Here is an 18,343-nt window from a genome sequence, read left to right on the forward strand (position 1 = left end):
TACACAGGGATAATTATGCATAATTTCTGACGTATAAATTTCATTTCAACATCCATACTACTGACGAAAAAATAATTAATCTATAGGAGGATATGTAGTGACGCAAAATCCATTCGGTCAAACACATGAAAATATGCATACCGGCCCTGTTTCACAGCAGATGAATCATGGTGGTCACGAGCTTTTTGATGTCCACGAGGCATTATCATGCACAGTCGCCGCACTCAACCAAGCTATATTATTACGGCCATACGTCAAGGATCCCGAGTTATTGGACATATTGGACCGCCAATACCGCTTCACTTTGAACGAATATAATAGTACCGTTGAAGCCTTTAAAACAGGTCAAGACCCCTCGCAGCCAACTGGGAGCTATAAGATGGAGGGTGGCAATGACTTCGTTTACGGCATGAAAGCATCGCAACCAACCAAGCCTATCCAATCTGAGGCAGAACTATCAGACCAAATCATTTCGGGCTATTTACTTGGTTCCGCTAAAACTGGGGCAACATCCAAAACAACTGCTGCACTCGAAACGTGCAATCCCGTCGTCCGCCGCGTACTTGCCGACTCTATACCGAACTGTATAGAAATGGGCTACGAACTATCGATTTATCAAAATAAGCATCATTATTACCAAATACCACAGCTCGCTCAACAAGATATGCAGCAATTGTTGAATTCGTTTGCTACTGCCGGACAACCAGCAATGCCCAATCATACGGTTCAATAATATATGAAGAAAAGGTGCTCACTTTTTTGAAAGTGAGCACCTTTTCTTCATATATTCATTTTGATTTTGCGTAAAACATCTTCGGTGCATCTGCTTCAAATCGCACAAGCTCTCCCGTTCGAGGGTGTGTCAATACTAGTCGCGTTGCATGAAGGCCCAGTCGTTTAATAGGATTGCCTGCTGCACCATATCGTTTATCGCCTACAACAGGATGACCTAGATCTTCCATATGGACGCGGATTTGATTTTTTCGGCCCGTCTCAAGCTCCACCTCTACTAAAGAAAACTGTTTGTTCGATTGTAGCGTTTTGTAATGTGTCACGGCATGTTGTCCACCGTTGTCTGTCGGATTTGAATATACTTTAAACGTTTTACTTTCCTTCAGCCACGATGCAATCTTGCCTTCCTTTTTGCGCACAGTTCCTTCAACAAGTGCAATATAAATGCGCTCCTTCACTACTTTAGCCCAATTCGCCTGCAATGCTTCCTTCACTTCTTCACTTTTCGCAAACAGCATAACACCAGATGTATCCTTATCAAGTCGATGAACAATAAAAATTCGTTTATTTGGATTACCATTGCTGACATAATCCCGTACTTGACGATACGCAGTCATTTCCGTTTCATTTTTCGAAGCAACGGATAGCAGACCTGCATCTTTATTGATGACAATAATGTCTTCATCTTCATGTAAAATACTGACACCCACTAACGTTTCTCCTTTTAGAGCCGCTTGGTTCTTAAGAATCTCAACAGTCTGGCCAGGTTGAAGTGGATGATTATGCTGCTTCACCATTTTCCCATCCACAGTCACTTGCCCACGTGTCAAGATAGATTTCACTGCATTCCGCCCACTCCCCCCCATCATTCCCAATAAAAAGGGGAGTAACTCCGCCGATTCTCGTACTGTGTAAACGGATGTATCTGCTTTTTTGTTCACTAAACTTTTACGATTTTTTTGCATAGTAAAACTCCTCACTCTCTTCTCCTATTATCCTCAAATTGCCTACACAATACAAACGCTGTATGATTAAATGAGGGAATTATTTATCTTAATAAGGAGAAATGCAGTTCAATGCCTCTTTATTAAGTTAAAGCCTCCGGACACAATCACGCCAAGACGTGATTGATATGATGCTAAGAAAAGGGGATTATTATGCGAGTTGCCATATTCGATTTTGACGGAACACTTTATGCTGAGGAAACTTTCCAGCTATTAATGGACCATTTAAAACATCATCCGGTTCACCATCCTAAATTCAAAAAATTTTACCGAGCTATTCTTAAGCCCTATCTTGGGCACAAAATAAAACTCGTTCCCGAAGCTAAAATGAAAGAACAATCCATGCAAATCTATTTAGATGCACTCGGACAACAGTCAAAGGAAGAACTAGATCATTATTTCGAAGAATTGGCTGATCAAGTACGTCAGGGCTTCAATCCAGATGTTCTGTCGCGATTACAACAACATATTGCAGACGACGTGCATGTAATGCTCGTCTCCGGTGCTTACACTCCCCTTCTACAATCCGTCACAAAGGGATTACAATTCGATACGATTATTGGTACAGACGTCCCTCTCAATGGACAAGATATCGATTATCAAGCACCGATTCACCACGTTCATGGTGCCCGGAAAAATGAGAAAATTGAACAGGCTTTAGCAGGGAAAGATATCGATTGGCAAAATAGTTTTGCCTACGGCGATAGTTTTTCCGATATCCCTGTTCTAGAGCTTGTTGGTCATCCTGTCGCTGTGCGACCAGAACCGCGCTTGAAGGTGATTGCTGAACAGCGTGAGTGGGAGATTATCTGAATAACTAAGTCGTCGCGGCATAGTAGTACGACCCACTCATAATAATTCTCCAAAATTCGATAGCGTATTCCTTTTCCAGAAATACGTTATCGAATAATAATTCCCCTCTAAAATTCATCACATTAGATTAAAACAGGCTAATAATGACTATATCTTTCATCACATATCCTCTTTTTCCATAAGTAGTATAACTCCAAAAACACCAATAATGTAACACAAATCAAACAAATGATAAATTATTTTCCAAATTTTTATATTCACCGTAAATATTATAGCAAAGGGAATGGAAGCGCTTTACTCAGATGAACTTTCTAATTCAACTAAATTTTCTGACTTGTGTTATTTTCGATTTCATGGTAAAAATTTATTACTCAATAAAATACTGTAGGGAATGGGGGATGTTCATTGACGAATCATTATCGGTCTTCATTAGAGATGCATCGGATTCATACGGGAAAAATGGAAACCGTGTCTAAAGTTCCGCTTGAAAATAGAGTAGATCTAAGTTTGGCCTACTCTCCAGGAGTAGCTGAACCTTGTTTAGAAATCGCCAAAAATCCCACAGCGGTATACGAGTACACCATCAAGGGAAATCTAGTTGCGGTGGTGACGGATGGGACGGCTGTATTGGGTTTAGGGGATATCGGGCCTGAAGCAGCACTTCCTGTCATGGAAGGAAAAGCTATGTTATTAAAAAGCTTTGCTGGCATCGATGCTTTTCCGATTTGTTTAGACACAACTGATGTGGAGGAAATCGTCCAAATAGTTAAAGCAATTAGTCCAACATTTGGCGCCATCAATTTGGAGGATATTTCTGCACCGCGTTGCTTTGAAATTGAAAGAAGGCTACGTGAGGAATGTGCAATTCCAGTTTTCCATGATGATCAGCATGGCACAGCAATCGTCGTTGGAGCAGGATTGTTAAATGCTTTAAGAGTCGTCAAAAAAGAAATCCATTCTGTTAAAATTGTGGTCAATGGAGCGGGTGCAGCCGGGATTGCGATTACCAAACTGCTTCTAACTATTGGATTCACACAAATCACCATCTGCGATTCACAGGGGATTATTTATAAAGGACGACCAAATGGCATGAATCCTACTAAACATGAAATTGCCGACATCACAAATCCTGAGGGCTTAACGGGATCTTTACAGGATGCAATGGTGGGTGCAGATGTATTCATAGGGGTTTCCGTCGCTAATTTACTGACAAAAGAGCTAATTGCTTGCATGAATGCCGATCCGATTGTTTTTGGTTTGGCGAATCCTAATCCAGAACTGTCTCCTGACAAAGCACAGGAGTATGGTGTACGCATTATTGCGACGGGACGCTCTGATCATCCAAACCAAGTGAATAACGTCCTTGCTTTCCCAGGTATCTTCCGTGGAGCTCTCGATGTCCGTGCAAGTGAAATCAATGAACAAATGAAGCTTGCTGCAACCTATGCGATTGCTTCATTGATTGATGGAGATGACCTTAGGGATGATTATATTATTCCGGATCCATTCGATGAGCGGGTTGTAAAAGTGGTTGCGGAAGCAGTTAGTAAAGCTGCAATTGAGTCAGGTGTGTCTGCCATAAAAGAATATATAACCTTGTGATTTAAGTAATGAAAAGCGTCATAAACCGGAGTTATGACGCTCTTCATTTATTTTTCCGCTTCAGAACTCCTATGAATATACAGACTTCCATCCATTTGTATTTCGGCATAAAACACGTGTTCAACCTTGCCGATACCTTGTTTTTTCAGTTGTTCATAAACCCACTCTTCCGTTAAATTCAACTCAGTCAAATTCTTTTTAACAATTTTCCCGTCAGAAATGATTTCGGTTGGAATATATTTCGGTTCAGGTGCTGGGGCATTGACATCTTTTTTCGTCGCCGGCTCTTGACCCGCCTTCTTCAAAACACTTAAATTTCCGTTTGTTTCTAATATGGCATACTGAACATCTTTAATAGAAAAAATACTTTGTTCTCGTAACATCATATTCAAATCATTCAAATGGAGACGTGATTTTTTCATAGCCTCCTCGACAAGTCTGCCCTCATACATAACAATTGTCGGCTGATCGTCTAAAATTACACGCGCTTTCTTTGACTTAAGCGCGATATAGCTCATGAATAACGTTAATAGCGCCCACCAAATCATTGCAATGATCCCATCCACAAACGGTGTTTCGTTTTGCCCAGCAATTTCTGCTGCTATTGAACCAATTGTAATGCCCGTTACATAATGGAAAAATGTCAGCTGAGAGATCTGTTTTTTCCCCATTATCCTTGCCATAATAAGTAAAACGATAAATGCAAGTGTTGTCCTCAGTAACGTTTCCCAAAAATGGATTTTCGATAATTCATCCATCATCATTAGTAGTCACACTCCTGTCATTTAGAAAGTGTTCCACTATCGCTAGGTGGCTATACATGGAGATAATAGGGAGATTGGTACTGCAGAGAAAAGCCACAACGGTATCGTTTACCGTTGCGGCTTTCCTAGTTAATCCAGTTTCACTCTAAGAATGGCTCCTGTATTTGCGTCAATTTTCACTTCATACTTATGACCTTCTGCTGTTCTAATATCAATTTCATAGACTAACATTCCATCATCGTAATCTAGTTCTGCTTTTACAACTTGACCTGGTACACGCTGCAAGGCAATCACCATCGCTTGTTCAATAGTAATCCTGCGGTATTGTGGGTGTTGCCAATGATTCGACCAATATGGATGTTGCCCTTCCCTACTTTGATGCGTCACCTGTTTCTCTCCCTTTCAATTATTATACAATCTTTAACATTCTATTCGTAAGGGAGGGATATGTGCCTTGTTAATGCTATTAATAATTACAATGAATAATGTTTTAAAACATAAATTATGAATTCCATTCATGCTCTAATATGCCATAAACAAACGAGTCTCGCCAGCCACCTTTAATAAGTAGATTTTCACGAAGTCTCCCCTCTTTCACCATTCCGATTTTCTCCAACACTTTTGCGGAAGCACCATTCCTAGGATCACAGGTTGCGTAGATTCGATGTAGGTTTAATTCTTTAAAACCAAAATTCACAAGTAAATGTGCCACTTCAGTTGCATATCCTTGCCCCCAATAATCTGGATGGAAAATGTATCCGATTTCCCCTTCACGATTAACAGTGTCTCTAATAGTTAATTCTCCTGAGCCAATCATTGTGGCAGTTTTCTCTTCAAAAACCACAAAAACAAAGCGTCTACGCGGAATTTTCTTGGCATCCAGTAGTACAGTTTCCACAAAAAACAAGGTCTCTTCTTCAGTGTTTGGTCCCCATGGTTGGTATTGGCTGACTACTTCCATCGAGGAATATTTATGTACATCTGTCCAATCTTCTTGTACCATTTCTCTCCATTGAATACGTTTTTTGGGTTGCCATTTTTCCATGTACGCCATCCCTTTCTTTTAAATAAAGAAGCACAAAGTACATGAAGTGTACTCAGTGCTTTCTTATAATAAAACCTATTCCCTCACGGTTCTGAATGCTATTTCAATCAACTTTTTTCTGTTTCTGCTCTGACTTTGGATTCATCCAAAAGTGTGTCATTGGTTGTTCAGGATTCGTCAGAAGTTTTGCTAAATGAGAAGCTGTCATCGTATAGCTACTTTCTATTTTTTCTGTTAAGAAGTTAGTTCGCTCGTAAAAAACACCTCGTAGATGATCCAATTGCCTGAGTATCTTTTCAGTTAAGCCTTCTTGATGATCCAGTCTGCTAATGATGACTTCCTGGGAATTCGTTTGCTCTGAAATCTGCTCTACTATTCGCTGTTGCTGATTCAATTGTCCATTCAATTTAATAGCCATTTCTTTCGACGATTCACTAACTTGCATCTGGAATTCCTGATTCACTACCTGCTGATCCACTAATATTTGGTGGTATTTTTGAAGTTTATCATCCAACTTCACTAACGACCCCGTAACATCGTTTTCATGTTTTTCACGTTGTATTTCATTTTCCTGTAATTCATTCAAACCAGCACGAATTGTTTCCAATTGATTTGACTGTGCTTTTTTTTGTTGTTTTAAAATCATTTCAAGGTCGTTCATATGGCGATTAAGCGTAGCATTTGCTTCCTTCTGCTCCTCTATCCACTGTGTTAATGAATCTATTTTCGAATGACTTTGATTATGCTCGACGAGATTCGCATCATTGTTGAAAACATCCGAGTGACTTTGACTGTTAATAAATAACCCCATTTACTTAAGCCCCCTTGTCATACTATCTTATGCAAATGGCGACAAAGCGGTTAGCACGTAGTTACTCCCAGACAAAAGGTGTTTCTTGATAAACATAATAATTCAACCAGTTAGAGAAGAGCAGATGAGTATGTGAGCGCCACGTATTTAATGGCTCTTTGCTCGGGTCATTGTTCGGGAAATAATTCGCCGGTGGATCAATGTCGATACCCTTTTGTAAATCACGCGCATACTCTTCTGCAAGCGTTGTTGCATCGTACTCAAAATGACCGGTAATCATAATATGTTTATTATCGTTAGAAATGATAATAAATGCACCGGCATCCTCAGACTTTGCAAGTAGATGTAAGCGAGGGTCATTTTCAATTTCTTCCACAGAAACAGCTGTATAACGTGAATGTGGCGCTCTAAATTCATCGTTAAATCCACGTGCCAAATTGATTGTCGGATCAGATAGACGGTGCGTAAATACGCCCGAGCATTTTTTAGGCAAATCAAATTTGTCAATTCCATAATGGTGATACAATGCCGCTTGTGCGCCCCAACAAATATGTAGTACCGATGTCACATGTTCTTTTGACCAGTTCATAATCTCCTTCATTTCGTCCCAGTAATTCACATCTTCAAATTGGAGATGTTCGATTGGCGCCCCTGTAATAATCATGCCATCAAAACGACGATGCTTAATATGCTCAAATGTTGAATAGAAATTGTCCAAGTGAGACTTGCTAACATTTTTCGATTCATGAGTTGCCATATTCATAAACGTTACGTCAACTTGTAGTGGTGTATTGCCTAATAAGCGTAAAAGTTGCAACTCTGTGCGCTCTTTCTCTGGCATCAAATTCAAAATAAGTATATTTATCGGTCGAATATCTTGTGTAGTTGCACGTTCCTCATCCATGACAAATATTTTTTCCTTTTTCAATAATTCACCGGCTGGTAATTGTTTAGGTATGTTGATTGGCATCGTTTATCTCTCCCTTTTCTCTATTTAGTATGTATGCTGAACATAAAGAAAAATCCTCTTTTCTGTATGATAAGAAAAGAGGATTAGCTTTAGGCTCTTGTTCTTATCTCTCAAGACAAAAGTCCTGTTGGAGGTAGCACCTTTCTGACGATGTCAGAGGTTGCTGAAGCTTCACCGGGCCATATCCCTCAGCTTCTCTTGATAAGAATATTCAATTAGATTCAATTATACGCTTAAACTTTATATTGTAAACAGTCTTTTTACTTTTTGAATAATTATAAGTCGCAGCTTCCGTCCGATTTTACAGAATAAATTCATCACTTCAGGCCATATTAACTCCGTACTACATGTTTGAAAGGAGTTTTTTTCATGGGTAGAGATAACAAACAAGGTAGCACCAAGAATTCGCGTTCATTACCCCAAACGCCGAAAAGGCAAAAGATTCAACCGGGCGATATGAAAGAAGAAATGGCACGTGAGTTTGAAGAATTGAGCAATTTCAAGCCTATGCGAGAGCGCATGATTCCAAACGAACGGAAAAGAAAGTAAGACATTTTTTGCGATGTTAGCACCTAACCTACCATGAAAAAGGCGATACCCCGCACAGCAATGAGGCTCGTGCGGGGTATTTTTTTGTCATCTTATATAACGGAGGACGGCTTTATTTAATTCGATTGGTTGCATGTTTTTCTCCACTTAATTTCTATATTCATTTATTCTTCCTCGCAAGCGATTCATTACTTCTTGATGAGTCTTTTTCCGGGTCATCGGATTCGCACTTTCGCTTTCAGCTTCAGCTAACTTTCTATATAGTTCAGCAATACTATTTCTCAAATCTGAAACAGGCCGTATTTCCTTCATTGGGCTTCACCCTCATTATCGCTTGGAATGCTACCTTCCTTTTCTACCTCGACAGTCCAAGAGATAATTGTCGTGCTATCCCTTACATTTCGCCTTTCAATCTCCATCAACATCCTTGATATACTTTCATCGAGTGCTTCTGCATTTAACACTTCTACCAGATTTTGTGGATTTGTAAAAGGTTCACCTGGACATTCTAACAAACCATCTGTTGTCATGAAAATGATATTTGTCCCTTTTCTCAATTCCCTTGTCCCAGATGTATAGCATGGAACCGTTTTTTCAAATGTATTCACTTGTCCAATCCACTCGAAGAACTGCCTTTGATTCAGTTGAAATTGGTTAAGGGCAATTAATTCTGGATGCAATAGATAGACCAAGCAGTCTCCGACGGAAAACCACCATATATAGTTATCTTTCCTTACGACAACAAGGCAAGCCGTTTCTCCTGTGACATTTCTACATGCAGCCAAAAGTTCATCGGATTGAAAAATTCCAAGCAACTTGTCTTCCAATTTTTTAAACCTTGGAGGGCCTTCCATTGATAAAATCTCTGACAAGCCTTCTTTATATTGTTCGAATGTACGAATGACAAGTTCCGCACTTTCGGCACTTTTATGTGCATCGAGAATAACTGCAAATTCCCAGTCATCAGTCTGCCAGACGATACAACCGTCCTCATTTTTTGTTTGACCTGCCGAAGAATTACCGCCAAAACGTCCTACCGCTACACGATTCATCCATTGAACATCTCGTTCATCAACGTAATCCTTTTTACTTCCTACCCAAGAGAATTCATTCATGACGATACGTTTCCAAATAGGCTTTGATTCGTATGAAATAATACTCTTTCATGCCATTCATTCCTCCCAATAAATAGTAATAAATTCATTTATAATTGGAATTTCAGGTGGATTTAGTGTGGGAGGGAGCTCATCATAATGAAAAAACGCTAAATCCGACACTTCATGTTCATCTTTCTTCATGACACCTTCATACTCCGTACAGATAAAAGTAGTGATGACATTGTAAACCTCATCACCGTGCGGATATTTATAATAAAATTCTTTACCAGAATAAACATTGAACAACGTTAAATTGTTGGCAACCAAATTAGTTTCTTCAAATAACTCACGCTTCGCTACTTCTTTTAGCGTCTCTCCCGGTTCCATGGAGCCTCCCGGTAACCCCCAATTCTTGTTATCCGATCTTAATTGCAACAGTAGTCGATTGTTTCTGTCTATAACAATCACATTAGCACCTGGCATAATAAGAGGACGATGACCAACAAGTTTTCTTAATTCTTGTATATATCCCATGTAAAATCCCCCTTACAAGCAATTAATAGAAATATTATTTCGATTGCCCATACATACCTGCAGACGTGAAAAATTCCTCTTTTGATGTTAAGAATAATGAAGGCAATGTTTTCCGATAGTCTTGTGCTTCTGTATGCAGATCCGAAGCACGGATTGCAGCATCCACCGCTTCATAGTGCCCCCTATCTACATATGCCCACATCGCCATAATTTCCGTTTGTTGTTCGTTAACCCAACGTCCAATAAACTCTGCACCATGCGTCAATTGGTTTGGAAGCAAATAAGTGTGAAAAAAGTGTGTAAACGTTTCGTACATTGTCGGTTCAATCATGTATATTTTTCTGCGATATAGCATGGTATCACTTCCCTTTTTTCAATACTGAAATTGTACCTCTACCGTGGCACTAATCACAATTTGCCCTTGTTCAATCGGTGTAGATCCGCTCATTTCTTTTGCCGCAAACATCCGAGGTGTTACCGATTCTGCCTTATGCTCCTCAACAATTTTAATCGGTGTAGGATCAAGCTGAAGTTGCATCGTTTCCGCTATTGTTTGCGCTTTTGCAACAGCGTTCTTTAACGCTAGGCTCAGTGCTTGTTGATAATGCAATTGTTCACCCTCTACCATGAATTGAATATTAGAGACGTTGTTCACCCCGTTTTGAACAGCCACATCTATTACATTTCCAGCTTGTTCAATAGTAGTGATTTTAACAGTGATTGCATTTGTAACCTCATATCCTCTAAATAGTTGCTGGCCATCTACGAAATCATATTGCGGAAAAATGTTATAAGAAACTGTTTGTATATCCTCTCTGCTAATTCCTAATTGCAATAATGCTGCTATCACTTGATTCATCGCAGCAGCATTTTCCTGTTGTGCCTGACTCAACTGTTTATTTTCCGTACGTACCTCCAACTGAATTTGAACAGTATCTGGTGCGACTGACAGGCTACCAATTCCCGTAACAGTCATAACTCGGCGTTGCTGGCTCGTGAATTGCTGAACATAAGGATAATACATGGACCTCCACCTTTCCTGACATATATGTAGTTTCATTCAATACTATGTTTATTATCAGGAAAAAATCATTAGGCAACACCTAATGAATGTACATCCATTTTTCTAGAACTCGAAAAATGTCCTTGTTACTCTCTACGCCGATTTCTTTTGAGTTCAACATGATATACACAGCTTTCAAGAAATTCTTTACTGTCCGTTTAGTATGATAGGCGTCAATTGACCCTTTATTTTCATCCAATTGTGTTTCGACCATTCCAGTCAACCCTGCCATCCAGGCTTGGATATCCCGTTCAGCATTCTGGTGCTCTAGTAAGGAAGCGATTATGTTCGCCAGCCGTTCCTCCTCTTCATCCAAATAATCCACTTGCTTACACAGGCAATGTTGAACTGCGTGAAGAACTTGGCTAATGTCCTCTTTTTTAAGGAAGGGATGTTTTGCTAAGGCGTCCAAGACATCCGCGCCATGTGCAATAGCATGCGCCCATCCCTTTCCTTCAATAAACCCGCGTGTATCTTTTTCTTCCATCATATAGTGAATGACATTATGTACAGTGTGTTGCACAAGATCTCGTTGCACAACTTTTTTCTCTATGTCGTATTCGATAATCGCTGCTATGGCAAGTGCAGAAAAGGACCGTGTAAAAACGGAATCCGTTCCAGACTCCCCAAGCCTATAGCATAGGTACTCTTCCCCTATGACGACTTCGAGTAATGCATCGATTTCTTGCGGAGTTAATTGATCCGAAAAAATCAACTTTCCGAAGCTTTTATAAATTAGATTGTCACGTAAATAACCATCCGAATTTCCAATTTCCCTTAACATTTCTTGCCTAACTTCTGGTGTTAACTCCGATATTCTACCATCGAGATAACTTTCTAACGTTGTTATCAACATCACTGTTCCCACTCCTATTTCGTAGTGCTACATACATGCACTTTTTCTATTTTACTTATTCTTTACGTCAATCAGCGTAAATCGTTCGCAAATAAGAAGCATGTCTTCCGAAAATTCAAGTCCATGACTCTGTAATTCACCAGTGAAAAATGTTACGTGAGCTGATTTCCAATCTTCATAAGGTCCTTCACCTTCAGCTATCGCAAAGTCCTCCGACACTTGATTCATCGGCATAAGCGATACTTCAACCGTTTTAATAATGGCAACCGGCTGTTCTTCACTATTTAAAACAACGCTGTAGTCATTTATTTCAGGCAGTGGCTCATTCTCCAACTCATAGATTACATGTCCTGAACACGTCGCTGTCTTTTTTCCATCAATTACAAGCTGTGCAAGTTCATCAGGTATACCGCCAAACATCCATGCAGTGACAGATGTTGGTTTTTCACTGCCCTTCCAAAATTCATCCCAATATATTTGTGCTGCTTTATTCATTGTTAACGACCACCTATTCTTCTTAAACTTTTTACAAATTTCGCTTTTTTAATAAGTCCGCAACGGCGAGATAAGGTTCAAACAAGCCCCGCTATGTTGTGGCTTAATTACAATTGGTTTCATCATGCCACCAAAACTTATTGTTACGTTTTCTTCTTGTATCCCTTTCAATGCCTCCAGCATAAAGCGACCATCAAAAGTCATTTGAATGTCGTTCTGACCATCAATTTGGATTATTTCTTGATATTCTTCAATCATTCCAACTTCTGTAGCATTTGATGCTATTTTAATTCTTGCATCATCTACAATTTTTAAATTTACGTTGTTATTTTTCCATTCAGTCGAAAATACACAAGCTCGGTCAATCCCCTCCATTAGTCCTTTCGTGTTAATTGTTATCGTAGATTTTGATTCTGAAGGTACTAGGGCTTGGACGTTTGGAAAGCTACCTTCTATTAACCTCGAATAAAGTGAACTGTTAGCAGTCTTAAATACGATAAAGTTATTTGTATAATAGATATCTACGTTTGAAGACTCAGACTCCTTAAGATGCATCAGTTCAGAAAGGCTCGTACTTGGAACGACGAATGATTGTTGTATTTCCGATTCTATATGTACTTCTCTCCGTGCTAATCTATGTGAGTCAGTCGCGGTACAAATTAGCTTATTTTGTTGAAACTCCATTTTCACACCAGTTAGTACGGGTCTAGACTCGCTTTTAGAAACTGCAAACCCAGTTTGCTTTATAGCCTCCATTAATTTACCAAACGGAACTTTCACGTTATTGTCACTATCCATCTCCGGGAGTTTTGGATATTCATTCGAATCAAATCCATTTAGCTTCGTTTCAATATTCCCAGATTTAATTGTGATTGAACCATTGAAATCCGATTTCATATGAATATCATCAGGTAATTTTTTTAGTAGTTCATTTAAATACTTGGAGAGGACAACAACATTTCCAAATTCGCTTATTTCCACAATTTTTTCTCCATTAATTAAAGAGGGAATTATTCTTTCTATAAAAATATCCGAATTGCTTCCTGTTAACGTTAAACCATTTTCGTTGGCCACTATTTTTATTCCGGAAAGTATCGGAATAACACTTCTTGATGAAATAACTTTATTGATATCAGACATCGCACTTGTAAATAAAGAACCACTTACTTTAAAATCCATAAAAATCCTCCTATATAATCGGCTCCAAATTCATCATTTCAATGTTGCCCCATGTAGCTTGCCAATTCTTTTCCCTAACCCTTTTTTTATAAATCAACATCCTATCCCTTGATTCCAAGAAATAAGGAGTTGGTTTCACTATCAAATTGACAGCATCCTGTATACCATGAGGCGCTGCCAAGATGACATTGTTCCTCTCATCTAGCTTCACACCAAATGATGTGGCCGTTTCAGGAAACTTTCCGATTGCATCCACAGATGAAGAATAGGGCGATATATTATTCGCAATATGCATTCTCGCCTGATTTTTAACCGACCAAGGGACAGTTGAGAGTAGTTTCCCCAATGTCTCCTCATATTGCTTTTCGACTATCTCTTCAATATTCTCCGCATCGTAATAAATCACATCAATATCAGGCATCGTAGTTCTTTCACCAAAACCATGCAGTACATCCCAAATCTTAGATCGAACAAATCCCGCACAAATCCACCAATCAGGTAAATTCAATGATTTAGCACATTTTAATAGGTCCATCATCCATTTGTCTTCTTGAATAAGAGAAATGACATCTTTTTCATTTTGAATCAACATCATCAATCCAATACTCCCTGCCATCATCACTACGACTCATAAAGCGGTAATCAATTAAAAATCGTCTAATTGTAGCAAAGTCTTCATGAACTGCTTTTAATAATTCATTAACTTCCTTCTCCAAATAGACTTTTCCAATGTCAAAACGTTTAATGATTTCCTGGGCAATAATATATTTTCTTTTTTCCTTGCTCGGAAATACATCAAGCGGCCCATTAATACCTTGCTTGAAATAATTCCCCAATACTTTTTCTCTTTCTTTATCCGTAATTAAAAAACGCTCTTCCATTATTCTCGTCCTTTCCAATCAGCAAGATCAGCCCAACCATAGGCAATTTCACTCAACTTCTTGCCATCAATCTCGATTTCTGCCGTGTCGATTTTCTTTCCTCCCAACCTTTCGTAAAAACGGCAAGCAGGATTTTCTTTAAGCGCCCAAATAAGCATCGAGTTCAGTTTCTTTTCTTTCAAATCTTCCACGACTGTCTGGATGAGCTTTTGTCCAAGCCCTTTCATCTGCTGCCCTTCTAATAGATAAATCGCATATAACTCGCCCACATACGCTTCATATTTACCAGTGCGCTCTTTACCGCTTGAAGCAAATCCCACAATCTGACTATCCTCATCTTCTACTATGTATACGTTATTCTGCTTTATACCACTCATCCACACCTGCTCGCGACTTTCATATGACAAATTATCCAAATAAGTGTCCGGTACAATTCCCTTGTACGTTGTCCGCCAGCTATCCACATGGACCTTCGCGATACCCGAAGCATCCGCTAATTCCGCCTTTCGAATAAACACGTCAATCGCCCCCTTCCTGATCGTTCAGCGTTTGAACTAGTAGTTTGAAATGAGGTACCGTCAATTCCTTTAATTTCAAACGCTCTTCCGCCAATGAAACTTTCAGCCTTTTAAACTCTGCCCAAGCAGATTCATATTCACTACTAGAAATCTCATTGTTCTTTAAGGCAGCTTCCAACTCATCAATATCCTTGTCAATCACTTCCCCCGTTGGCAATACAATGAGATCTAGATACAAATCATCCATCCATGGCCCATTTTCCAAGCAGTACCCTATCTCTTTACAAATATCGATATACCATTGCACAATACTACCAGAAGGATTAAACACTGTAGTAACCGAATATTGCTGTCCTTCTGGAAAATGTTGCATCCAATAATAGCCTCTATCAGCAATACAAATCTTCCTACCTTCATAGCTCATATAAAGGGGCTCCCTGACTTCCTTCATATAAAGCAGGCTCACATTTCCCTTAAAAGCTTCCGCTTCAATAAAAAGCTCGGTATACGCCCTATTCAGTACACGTTTCCAGTCATACCTGCTTCCGTATTTTCGCTTTAGCATCCATATCCTCATTTCATATTATTTCCTTATTTTCCAGATACAGCTTTCCATTGAAAACTTAACCCGGCCGGGCTTCATAAGGATGTATTTGACCTATTATTCCCTCTTTATCATCGGTGGCGATTTGTTTAATGACTCCATGTGCAATCTCATCGTGTGTGAGCCAGCGTGAACCACTGTCCTCCATTACAAATCCCAAAAAGACTTTCCTGTAGTTACATTGACTAGGAATATGAATGGGATCATCTTCGAAATATCGCCGACTTCCTTTTACATGAAATAACCGAAAAGATTTAGCCTCATGATTCATCCCACAAATACGCTCAAGCACACTGTAATTAGGTGTCCAGCTGATAATAAGATCAAACGGACCACGTTCCCTCATCGCTTTATTAATTTCGTCAAAGACATCATCTGTATCGTAATCTGTTATAAGTGGAAATATAGAATTGGGTGGACTTTCTACTTGTAGTCGTTTAAATTTGGGCAATGTCCGCCCAATAACAGAGACAGAATAGCCTTTAAATGCAAGGTCAATACAAACCCCAGCAAGCATACCCGTTCCGCCAATCACTAGGGCATGACCATTACTGTTCATTCACTCACCTCTCCTCCGAAGACATGACTCCGTTTGGCAACTGACATGTATCTTGTCTTAAGTTGCCAAACGGCGTTTTATAGTGATATGTTGACTTGATTGTTTTCCATTTCTTCATTCATAAAACCCCTCATTTTCTCCCCACACTTTATTCCAATTGCATCACATGCGTCGTCTCTGAAGCAGAATCATCTAATTCAAACCCATTCGACCGATAAAAAGCATCCGCCTTCGAGGATTCTGTTCGGACCGTCATTTCATTAAAGCTACCGCGAGAATGGTCAATAATTTGTTTGAGTAAAAGAGATCCAACACCTTGCCGCCTTGCATCGTCTAACACGTAAAACCTTTGCAAACGCGCAACTTGTGTATCGTCGGAAAAAGGTGATTGATTGACACCACCAATCGCAACAACATCGCCAGCTTTATTTTGAACAGCGAATAAGGCCTCTCCCGGTTTGTTGAACCGATTGGTGCCATCTTGAAAATCATTAACTAAGCGCGACAAAAAGCGATAGCCTTCCGTTTCACTTTCCTTCACTAAATGAGAAATTGTAATCGCTTGTAAATCCTCAACCCGTTCCACTGTAAATGTCATTGCTTTTTCCTCCCTTTAATCAATTATGCTCCGGCATAATTGCGTCCGGATTTTTTCGAGCTTGTGGCCTACAGAAAGTAGATCATGCAGTGGGAAGGATTGAACTGCATCCTTCCTTGTTGCGACAGGACGTCGTGCACTTAGACTGCCTTCTTAATTCCCCCATAAAAATCCGTGACATCCGCCGGAGGCTTTATCTGAGTTCAGATAAAGTAATTTTTCCTACTAGTACCTTTCAACAACTCCACTAAAAAAACCTCCATTTATCAAATAAACAAAAATAACCCACATACGTTTATCACGTAGTGAGTCATTTTGTCATTTCTATTTCTCTACATCTCCATCCACCTGCGCTCTTGAAAAACCACGACCGAGAATTTCCGATGCGTTCAAGAAAATGACAAATGAAGTTGGTTCAAGCTTTTGAAGCACCTTTTTAAAATAAACAGCCTCTGCTTGTTCCACGACACAGAGGATCATGGTCTTTTCTTGATTCGAGTAGCCGCCAATCGATTTAATCTTCGTTAAGCCTCGGTTAATTTCATTTTTGATAATGGCTTGTACTTCCTCTTCTTTATCCGTAATAATCATCACCAGCTTCGTTGGAGACGTTTGCAGTTGGACGAAGTCAATCACTTTACTTGTGACGTAAATCGCAATCATTGCATATAGTGCTAGCTCAAAATTAAAAACAAACGCCGATGTGAGAACCACAAGCCCATCAACAAGCAGTTGTGAAAAGCCACTGGATAATCCTGTGAACTTTTTCACCAATTGAGCGATCAAAGCCGTTCCACCTGTCGAACCATTTCCACGATACACAATCCCTAATCCGACTCCAAGCATAATCCCACCGTAAATTGCACTCAGCAAAGGATTATCGACAGAGAGCTTGATATCCGCGGTTATCCAAATAACGAATGGCACAAAAAATGTACCGACTAATGTTTTCAGGCTAAATTCTTTCCCCACAAGGACAACTCCGAGTATTAATAGAGGGATATTAATGAGCCACTGCACGTAAGCCGGATTGAATAGAAAAAGTTCATAAAGAATCGTACTTATTCCTGAAACGCCGCCTGCTGCCAGTCTCGCCGGTAAGAAGAAAATATTAAATGCCAAACCAACGAGTGCAGCCCCAAAAATAACTTGAATATATTCAAAAAAAACTGTTTTTCTAAATTGTTGTATCGCCATTACTTATACACCCTCACCTTCAACCCTTCTATTCTAACAAAAAAACAACCAATCATCATCATTTTTCAAAAAAATAATATCTAGATCCAAATACATTTACGCTTGTACTTACTTTTGGATTTATTACTTTTTTATAGTATAATAGACATAAGTTATATTCTAAATAATATTTAAAGGAGGATTCTATTGAGAAGCTTGGGTATCGTAAGAAAGGTTGACCAGCTTGGCAGAATTGTAATACCAAAAGAACTAAGAAAAACACTACATTTGAGTACCAATTCACCAATGGAAATATTCGTAGAGGAAGATAAAATCATTCTACGAAAGTACACAGTCAATGAAGCTTGTATCGTAACTGGCGAAATAACACCTGAGAATAAAATGTACTCGAATGGTATGTACTTAAGCCCAAAAGGCGCGCAAATTGTATTAGAAGAGATTGCGAAAAATAGCTAAGTCACTCTGATTTATA

The 18,343-nt window shown here is 39.3% G+C and carries 26 protein-coding genes and 1 riboswitch; of the genes, 5 read left to right on the plus strand and 21 right to left on the minus strand.

The genetic code is table 11. From position 1 onward, the window contains the following. Window positions 1–97: 97 nt before the first annotated feature. Window positions 98–733 (plus strand): spore coat protein, encoded by a 636-nt coding sequence (locus MKZ10_RS14070; protein WP_342505570.1) that lies wholly within the window; start codon window positions 98–100, stop codon window positions 731–733. Window positions 734–788: 55 nt separating this feature from the next. Here the strand turns inward: MKZ10_RS14070 and MKZ10_RS14075 are convergent, their stop codons facing one another. Further along, complete coding sequence (locus MKZ10_RS14075) at window positions 789–1,697, minus strand: RluA family pseudouridine synthase (protein WP_342505571.1); 909 nt, start codon at window positions 1,695–1,697, stop codon at window positions 789–791. 192 nt (window positions 1,698–1,889) lie between these two features. Between MKZ10_RS14075 and MKZ10_RS14080 the strand changes: the two genes are divergently transcribed. Both MKZ10_RS14080 and MKZ10_RS14085 read left to right on the plus strand, forming a co-directional pair. Next, entirely contained in the window at window positions 1,890–2,549 is a 660-nt protein-coding gene (locus tag MKZ10_RS14080) for an HAD-IB family hydrolase (protein ID WP_342505572.1), read from the plus strand. Between the two features lie 435 nt (window positions 2,550–2,984). Continuing rightward, a complete protein-coding gene (locus MKZ10_RS14085) occupies window positions 2,985–4,151 on the plus strand; it encodes a malic enzyme-like NAD(P)-binding protein (RefSeq protein ID WP_342510219.1) in 1,167 nt (388 codons plus the stop codon). 47 nt (window positions 4,152–4,198) lie between these two features. On the opposite strand, the gene MKZ10_RS14090 is transcribed toward MKZ10_RS14085, so the two are convergent. The 5 genes from MKZ10_RS14090 to metA form a co-directional block, all read right to left on the minus strand. Next, complete coding sequence (locus MKZ10_RS14090; protein WP_342505573.1) at window positions 4,199–4,915, minus strand: DUF421 domain-containing protein; 717 nt, start codon at window positions 4,913–4,915, stop codon at window positions 4,199–4,201. A 129-nt stretch (window positions 4,916–5,044) separates the two neighbouring features. Further along, the gene (locus MKZ10_RS14095) at window positions 5,045–5,302 is read right to left on the minus strand and encodes a PepSY domain-containing protein (protein ID WP_342505574.1); all 258 of its coding nucleotides are present in this window, start codon (window positions 5,300–5,302) and stop codon (window positions 5,045–5,047) included. Between the two features lie 115 nt (window positions 5,303–5,417). After that, window positions 5,418–5,960, minus strand: coding sequence for a GNAT family protein (locus tag MKZ10_RS14100; protein ID WP_342505575.1), 543 nt, complete (start codon window positions 5,958–5,960; stop codon window positions 5,418–5,420). A gap of 103 nt (window positions 5,961–6,063) precedes the next feature. Continuing rightward, window positions 6,064–6,771: a hypothetical protein gene (locus MKZ10_RS14105; protein ID WP_342505576.1), complete on the minus strand. Its 708-nt coding sequence runs from the start codon at window positions 6,769–6,771 to the stop codon at window positions 6,064–6,066. 61 nt (window positions 6,772–6,832) lie between these two features. Then, window positions 6,833–7,741, minus strand: coding sequence for a homoserine O-succinyltransferase (gene metA / locus MKZ10_RS14110; RefSeq protein WP_342505577.1), 909 nt, complete (start codon window positions 7,739–7,741; stop codon window positions 6,833–6,835). 100 nt (window positions 7,742–7,841) lie between these two features. Further along, a riboswitch (SAM riboswitch) is annotated at window positions 7,842–7,949 on the minus strand. Window positions 7,950–8,110: 161 nt separating this feature from the next. On the opposite strand from metA, the gene MKZ10_RS14115 reads away from it, so the two are divergent. Continuing rightward, a complete protein-coding gene (locus MKZ10_RS14115; protein ID WP_342505578.1) occupies window positions 8,111–8,290 on the plus strand; it encodes a hypothetical protein in 180 nt (59 codons plus the stop codon). A gap of 147 nt (window positions 8,291–8,437) precedes the next feature. Here MKZ10_RS14115 and MKZ10_RS14120 read toward each other — a convergent pair whose 3' ends face one another. From MKZ10_RS14120 to MKZ10_RS14190, 15 genes are all read right to left on the minus strand, one after another. Then, complete coding sequence (locus tag MKZ10_RS14120) at window positions 8,438–8,602, minus strand: hypothetical protein (protein WP_342505579.1); 165 nt, start codon at window positions 8,600–8,602, stop codon at window positions 8,438–8,440. After that, window positions 8,599–9,405, minus strand: a complete 807-nt coding sequence (locus MKZ10_RS14125; RefSeq protein WP_342505580.1) for a protein phosphatase 2C domain-containing protein — start codon at window positions 9,403–9,405, stop codon at window positions 8,599–8,601. Before MKZ10_RS14125 ends, MKZ10_RS14120 begins: the two co-directional genes overlap by 4 nt. Before the next feature lie 57 nt (window positions 9,406–9,462). Further along, the gene (locus MKZ10_RS14130; protein ID WP_342505581.1) at window positions 9,463–9,921 is read right to left on the minus strand and encodes an NUDIX hydrolase; all 459 of its coding nucleotides are present in this window, start codon (window positions 9,919–9,921) and stop codon (window positions 9,463–9,465) included. 34 nt (window positions 9,922–9,955) lie between these two features. Next, a complete protein-coding gene (locus MKZ10_RS14135; protein WP_342505582.1) occupies window positions 9,956–10,276 on the minus strand; it encodes a hypothetical protein in 321 nt (106 codons plus the stop codon). A gap of 18 nt (window positions 10,277–10,294) precedes the next feature. After that, window positions 10,295–10,945 carry an SIMPL domain-containing protein gene (locus MKZ10_RS14140; RefSeq protein WP_342505583.1) on the minus strand — a complete coding sequence of 217 codons (651 nt, stop codon included), beginning with the start codon at window positions 10,943–10,945 and terminating at the stop codon, window positions 10,295–10,297. A gap of 79 nt (window positions 10,946–11,024) precedes the next feature. Further along, entirely contained in the window at window positions 11,025–11,840 is an 816-nt protein-coding gene (locus tag MKZ10_RS14145) for a DUF2785 domain-containing protein (RefSeq protein ID WP_342510221.1), read from the minus strand. 51 nt (window positions 11,841–11,891) lie between these two features. After that, entirely contained in the window at window positions 11,892–12,335 is a 444-nt protein-coding gene (locus tag MKZ10_RS14150) for an ASCH domain-containing protein (RefSeq protein WP_342505584.1), read from the minus strand. Between the two features lie 48 nt (window positions 12,336–12,383). Next, window positions 12,384–13,514, minus strand: coding sequence for a DNA polymerase III subunit beta (gene dnaN / locus MKZ10_RS14155; RefSeq protein WP_342505585.1), 1,131 nt, complete (start codon window positions 13,512–13,514; stop codon window positions 12,384–12,386). Window positions 13,515–13,524: 10 nt separating this feature from the next. Beyond that, complete coding sequence (locus MKZ10_RS14160; protein WP_342510222.1) at window positions 13,525–14,106, minus strand: nucleotidyltransferase family protein; 582 nt, start codon at window positions 14,104–14,106, stop codon at window positions 13,525–13,527. Continuing rightward, window positions 14,090–14,395, minus strand: coding sequence for a DUF2087 domain-containing protein (locus MKZ10_RS14165; protein ID WP_342505586.1), 306 nt, complete (start codon window positions 14,393–14,395; stop codon window positions 14,090–14,092). Before MKZ10_RS14165 ends, MKZ10_RS14160 begins: the two co-directional genes overlap by 17 nt. Further along, window positions 14,395–14,913 (minus strand): GNAT family N-acetyltransferase, encoded by a 519-nt coding sequence (locus MKZ10_RS14170; protein WP_342505587.1) that lies wholly within the window; start codon window positions 14,911–14,913, stop codon window positions 14,395–14,397. The genes MKZ10_RS14165 and MKZ10_RS14170 overlap by 1 nt, the downstream gene beginning before the upstream one ends. A gap of 1 nt (window position 14,914) precedes the next feature. After that, entirely contained in the window at window positions 14,915–15,337 is a 423-nt protein-coding gene (locus MKZ10_RS14175; RefSeq protein ID WP_342505588.1) for a DUF402 domain-containing protein, read from the minus strand. A 199-nt stretch (window positions 15,338–15,536) separates the two neighbouring features. Continuing rightward, complete coding sequence (locus MKZ10_RS14180; RefSeq protein ID WP_342505589.1) at window positions 15,537–16,076, minus strand: short-chain dehydrogenase; 540 nt, start codon at window positions 16,074–16,076, stop codon at window positions 15,537–15,539. Window positions 16,077–16,224: 148 nt separating this feature from the next. Then, on the minus strand, window positions 16,225–16,674 hold the full coding sequence (locus tag MKZ10_RS14185; RefSeq protein WP_342505590.1) for a GNAT family N-acetyltransferase: 450 nt from the start codon (window positions 16,672–16,674) through the stop codon (window positions 16,225–16,227). A gap of 324 nt (window positions 16,675–16,998) precedes the next feature. Next, complete coding sequence (locus MKZ10_RS14190; protein WP_342505591.1) at window positions 16,999–17,871, minus strand: YitT family protein; 873 nt, start codon at window positions 17,869–17,871, stop codon at window positions 16,999–17,001. Between the two features lie 186 nt (window positions 17,872–18,057). Between MKZ10_RS14190 and MKZ10_RS14195 the strand changes: the two genes are divergently transcribed. Beyond that, on the plus strand, window positions 18,058–18,327 hold the full coding sequence (locus MKZ10_RS14195) for an AbrB/MazE/SpoVT family DNA-binding domain-containing protein (RefSeq protein ID WP_203247126.1): 270 nt from the start codon (window positions 18,058–18,060) through the stop codon (window positions 18,325–18,327). Window positions 18,328–18,343 lie beyond the last annotated feature (16 nt).

This window comes from Sporosarcina sp. FSL K6-2383 (assembly GCF_038618305.1).
Lineage (GTDB): Bacteria > Bacillota > Bacilli > Bacillales_A > Planococcaceae > Sporosarcina.

Coding starts and splice junctions, on each gene's coding strand:
- MKZ10_RS14075 (WP_342505571.1), bottom strand. CDS start 1,697: ATGCAAAAAAATCGTAAAAGTTTAGTGAACAAAAAAGCAGATACATCC.
- MKZ10_RS14080 (WP_342505572.1), top strand. CDS start 1,890: ATGCGAGTTGCCATATTCGATTTTGACGGAACACTTTATGCTGAGGAA.
- MKZ10_RS14085 (WP_342510219.1), top strand. CDS start 2,985: ATGCATCGGATTCATACGGGAAAAATGGAAACCGTGTCTAAAGTTCCG.
- MKZ10_RS14090 (WP_342505573.1), bottom strand. CDS start 4,915: ATGATGATGGATGAATTATCGAAAATCCATTTTTGGGAAACGTTACTG.
- MKZ10_RS14100 (WP_342505575.1), bottom strand. CDS start 5,960: ATGGAAAAATGGCAACCCAAAAAACGTATTCAATGGAGAGAAATGGTA.
- MKZ10_RS14105 (WP_342505576.1), bottom strand. CDS start 6,771: ATGGGGTTATTTATTAACAGTCAAAGTCACTCGGATGTTTTCAACAAT.
- metA (WP_342505577.1), bottom strand. CDS start 7,741: ATGCCAATCAACATACCTAAACAATTACCAGCCGGTGAATTATTGAAA.
- MKZ10_RS14115 (WP_342505578.1), top strand. CDS start 8,111: ATGGGTAGAGATAACAAACAAGGTAGCACCAAGAATTCGCGTTCATTA.
- MKZ10_RS14120 (WP_342505579.1), bottom strand. CDS start 8,602: ATGAAGGAAATACGGCCTGTTTCAGATTTGAGAAATAGTATTGCTGAA.
- MKZ10_RS14125 (WP_342505580.1), bottom strand. CDS start 9,405: ATGAATGAATTCTCTTGGGTAGGAAGTAAAAAGGATTACGTTGATGAA.
- MKZ10_RS14130 (WP_342505581.1), bottom strand. CDS start 9,921: ATGGGATATATACAAGAATTAAGAAAACTTGTTGGTCATCGTCCTCTT.
- MKZ10_RS14135 (WP_342505582.1), bottom strand. CDS start 10,276: ATGCTATATCGCAGAAAAATATACATGATTGAACCGACAATGTACGAA.
- MKZ10_RS14140 (WP_342505583.1), bottom strand. CDS start 10,945: ATGTATTATCCTTATGTTCAGCAATTCACGAGCCAGCAACGCCGAGTT.
- MKZ10_RS14145 (WP_342510221.1), bottom strand. CDS start 11,840: ATGTTGATAACAACGTTAGAAAGTTATCTCGATGGTAGAATATCGGAG.
- MKZ10_RS14150 (WP_342505584.1), bottom strand. CDS start 12,335: ATGAATAAAGCAGCACAAATATATTGGGATGAATTTTGGAAGGGCAGT.
- dnaN (WP_342505585.1), bottom strand. CDS start 13,514: ATGGATTTTAAAGTAAGTGGTTCTTTATTTACAAGTGCGATGTCTGAT.
- MKZ10_RS14160 (WP_342510222.1), bottom strand. CDS start 14,106: ATGTTGATTCAAAATGAAAAAGATGTCATTTCTCTTATTCAAGAAGAC.
- MKZ10_RS14165 (WP_342505586.1), bottom strand. CDS start 14,395: ATGGAAGAGCGTTTTTTAATTACGGATAAAGAAAGAGAAAAAGTATTG.
- MKZ10_RS14175 (WP_342505588.1), bottom strand. CDS start 15,337: ATGAGCTATGAAGGTAGGAAGATTTGTATTGCTGATAGAGGCTATTAT.
- MKZ10_RS14180 (WP_342505589.1), bottom strand. CDS start 16,076: ATGAACAGTAATGGTCATGCCCTAGTGATTGGCGGAACGGGTATGCTT.
- MKZ10_RS14185 (WP_342505590.1), bottom strand. CDS start 16,674: ATGACATTTACAGTGGAACGGGTTGAGGATTTACAAGCGATTACAATT.
- MKZ10_RS14190 (WP_342505591.1), bottom strand. CDS start 17,871: ATGGCGATACAACAATTTAGAAAAACAGTTTTTTTTGAATATATTCAA.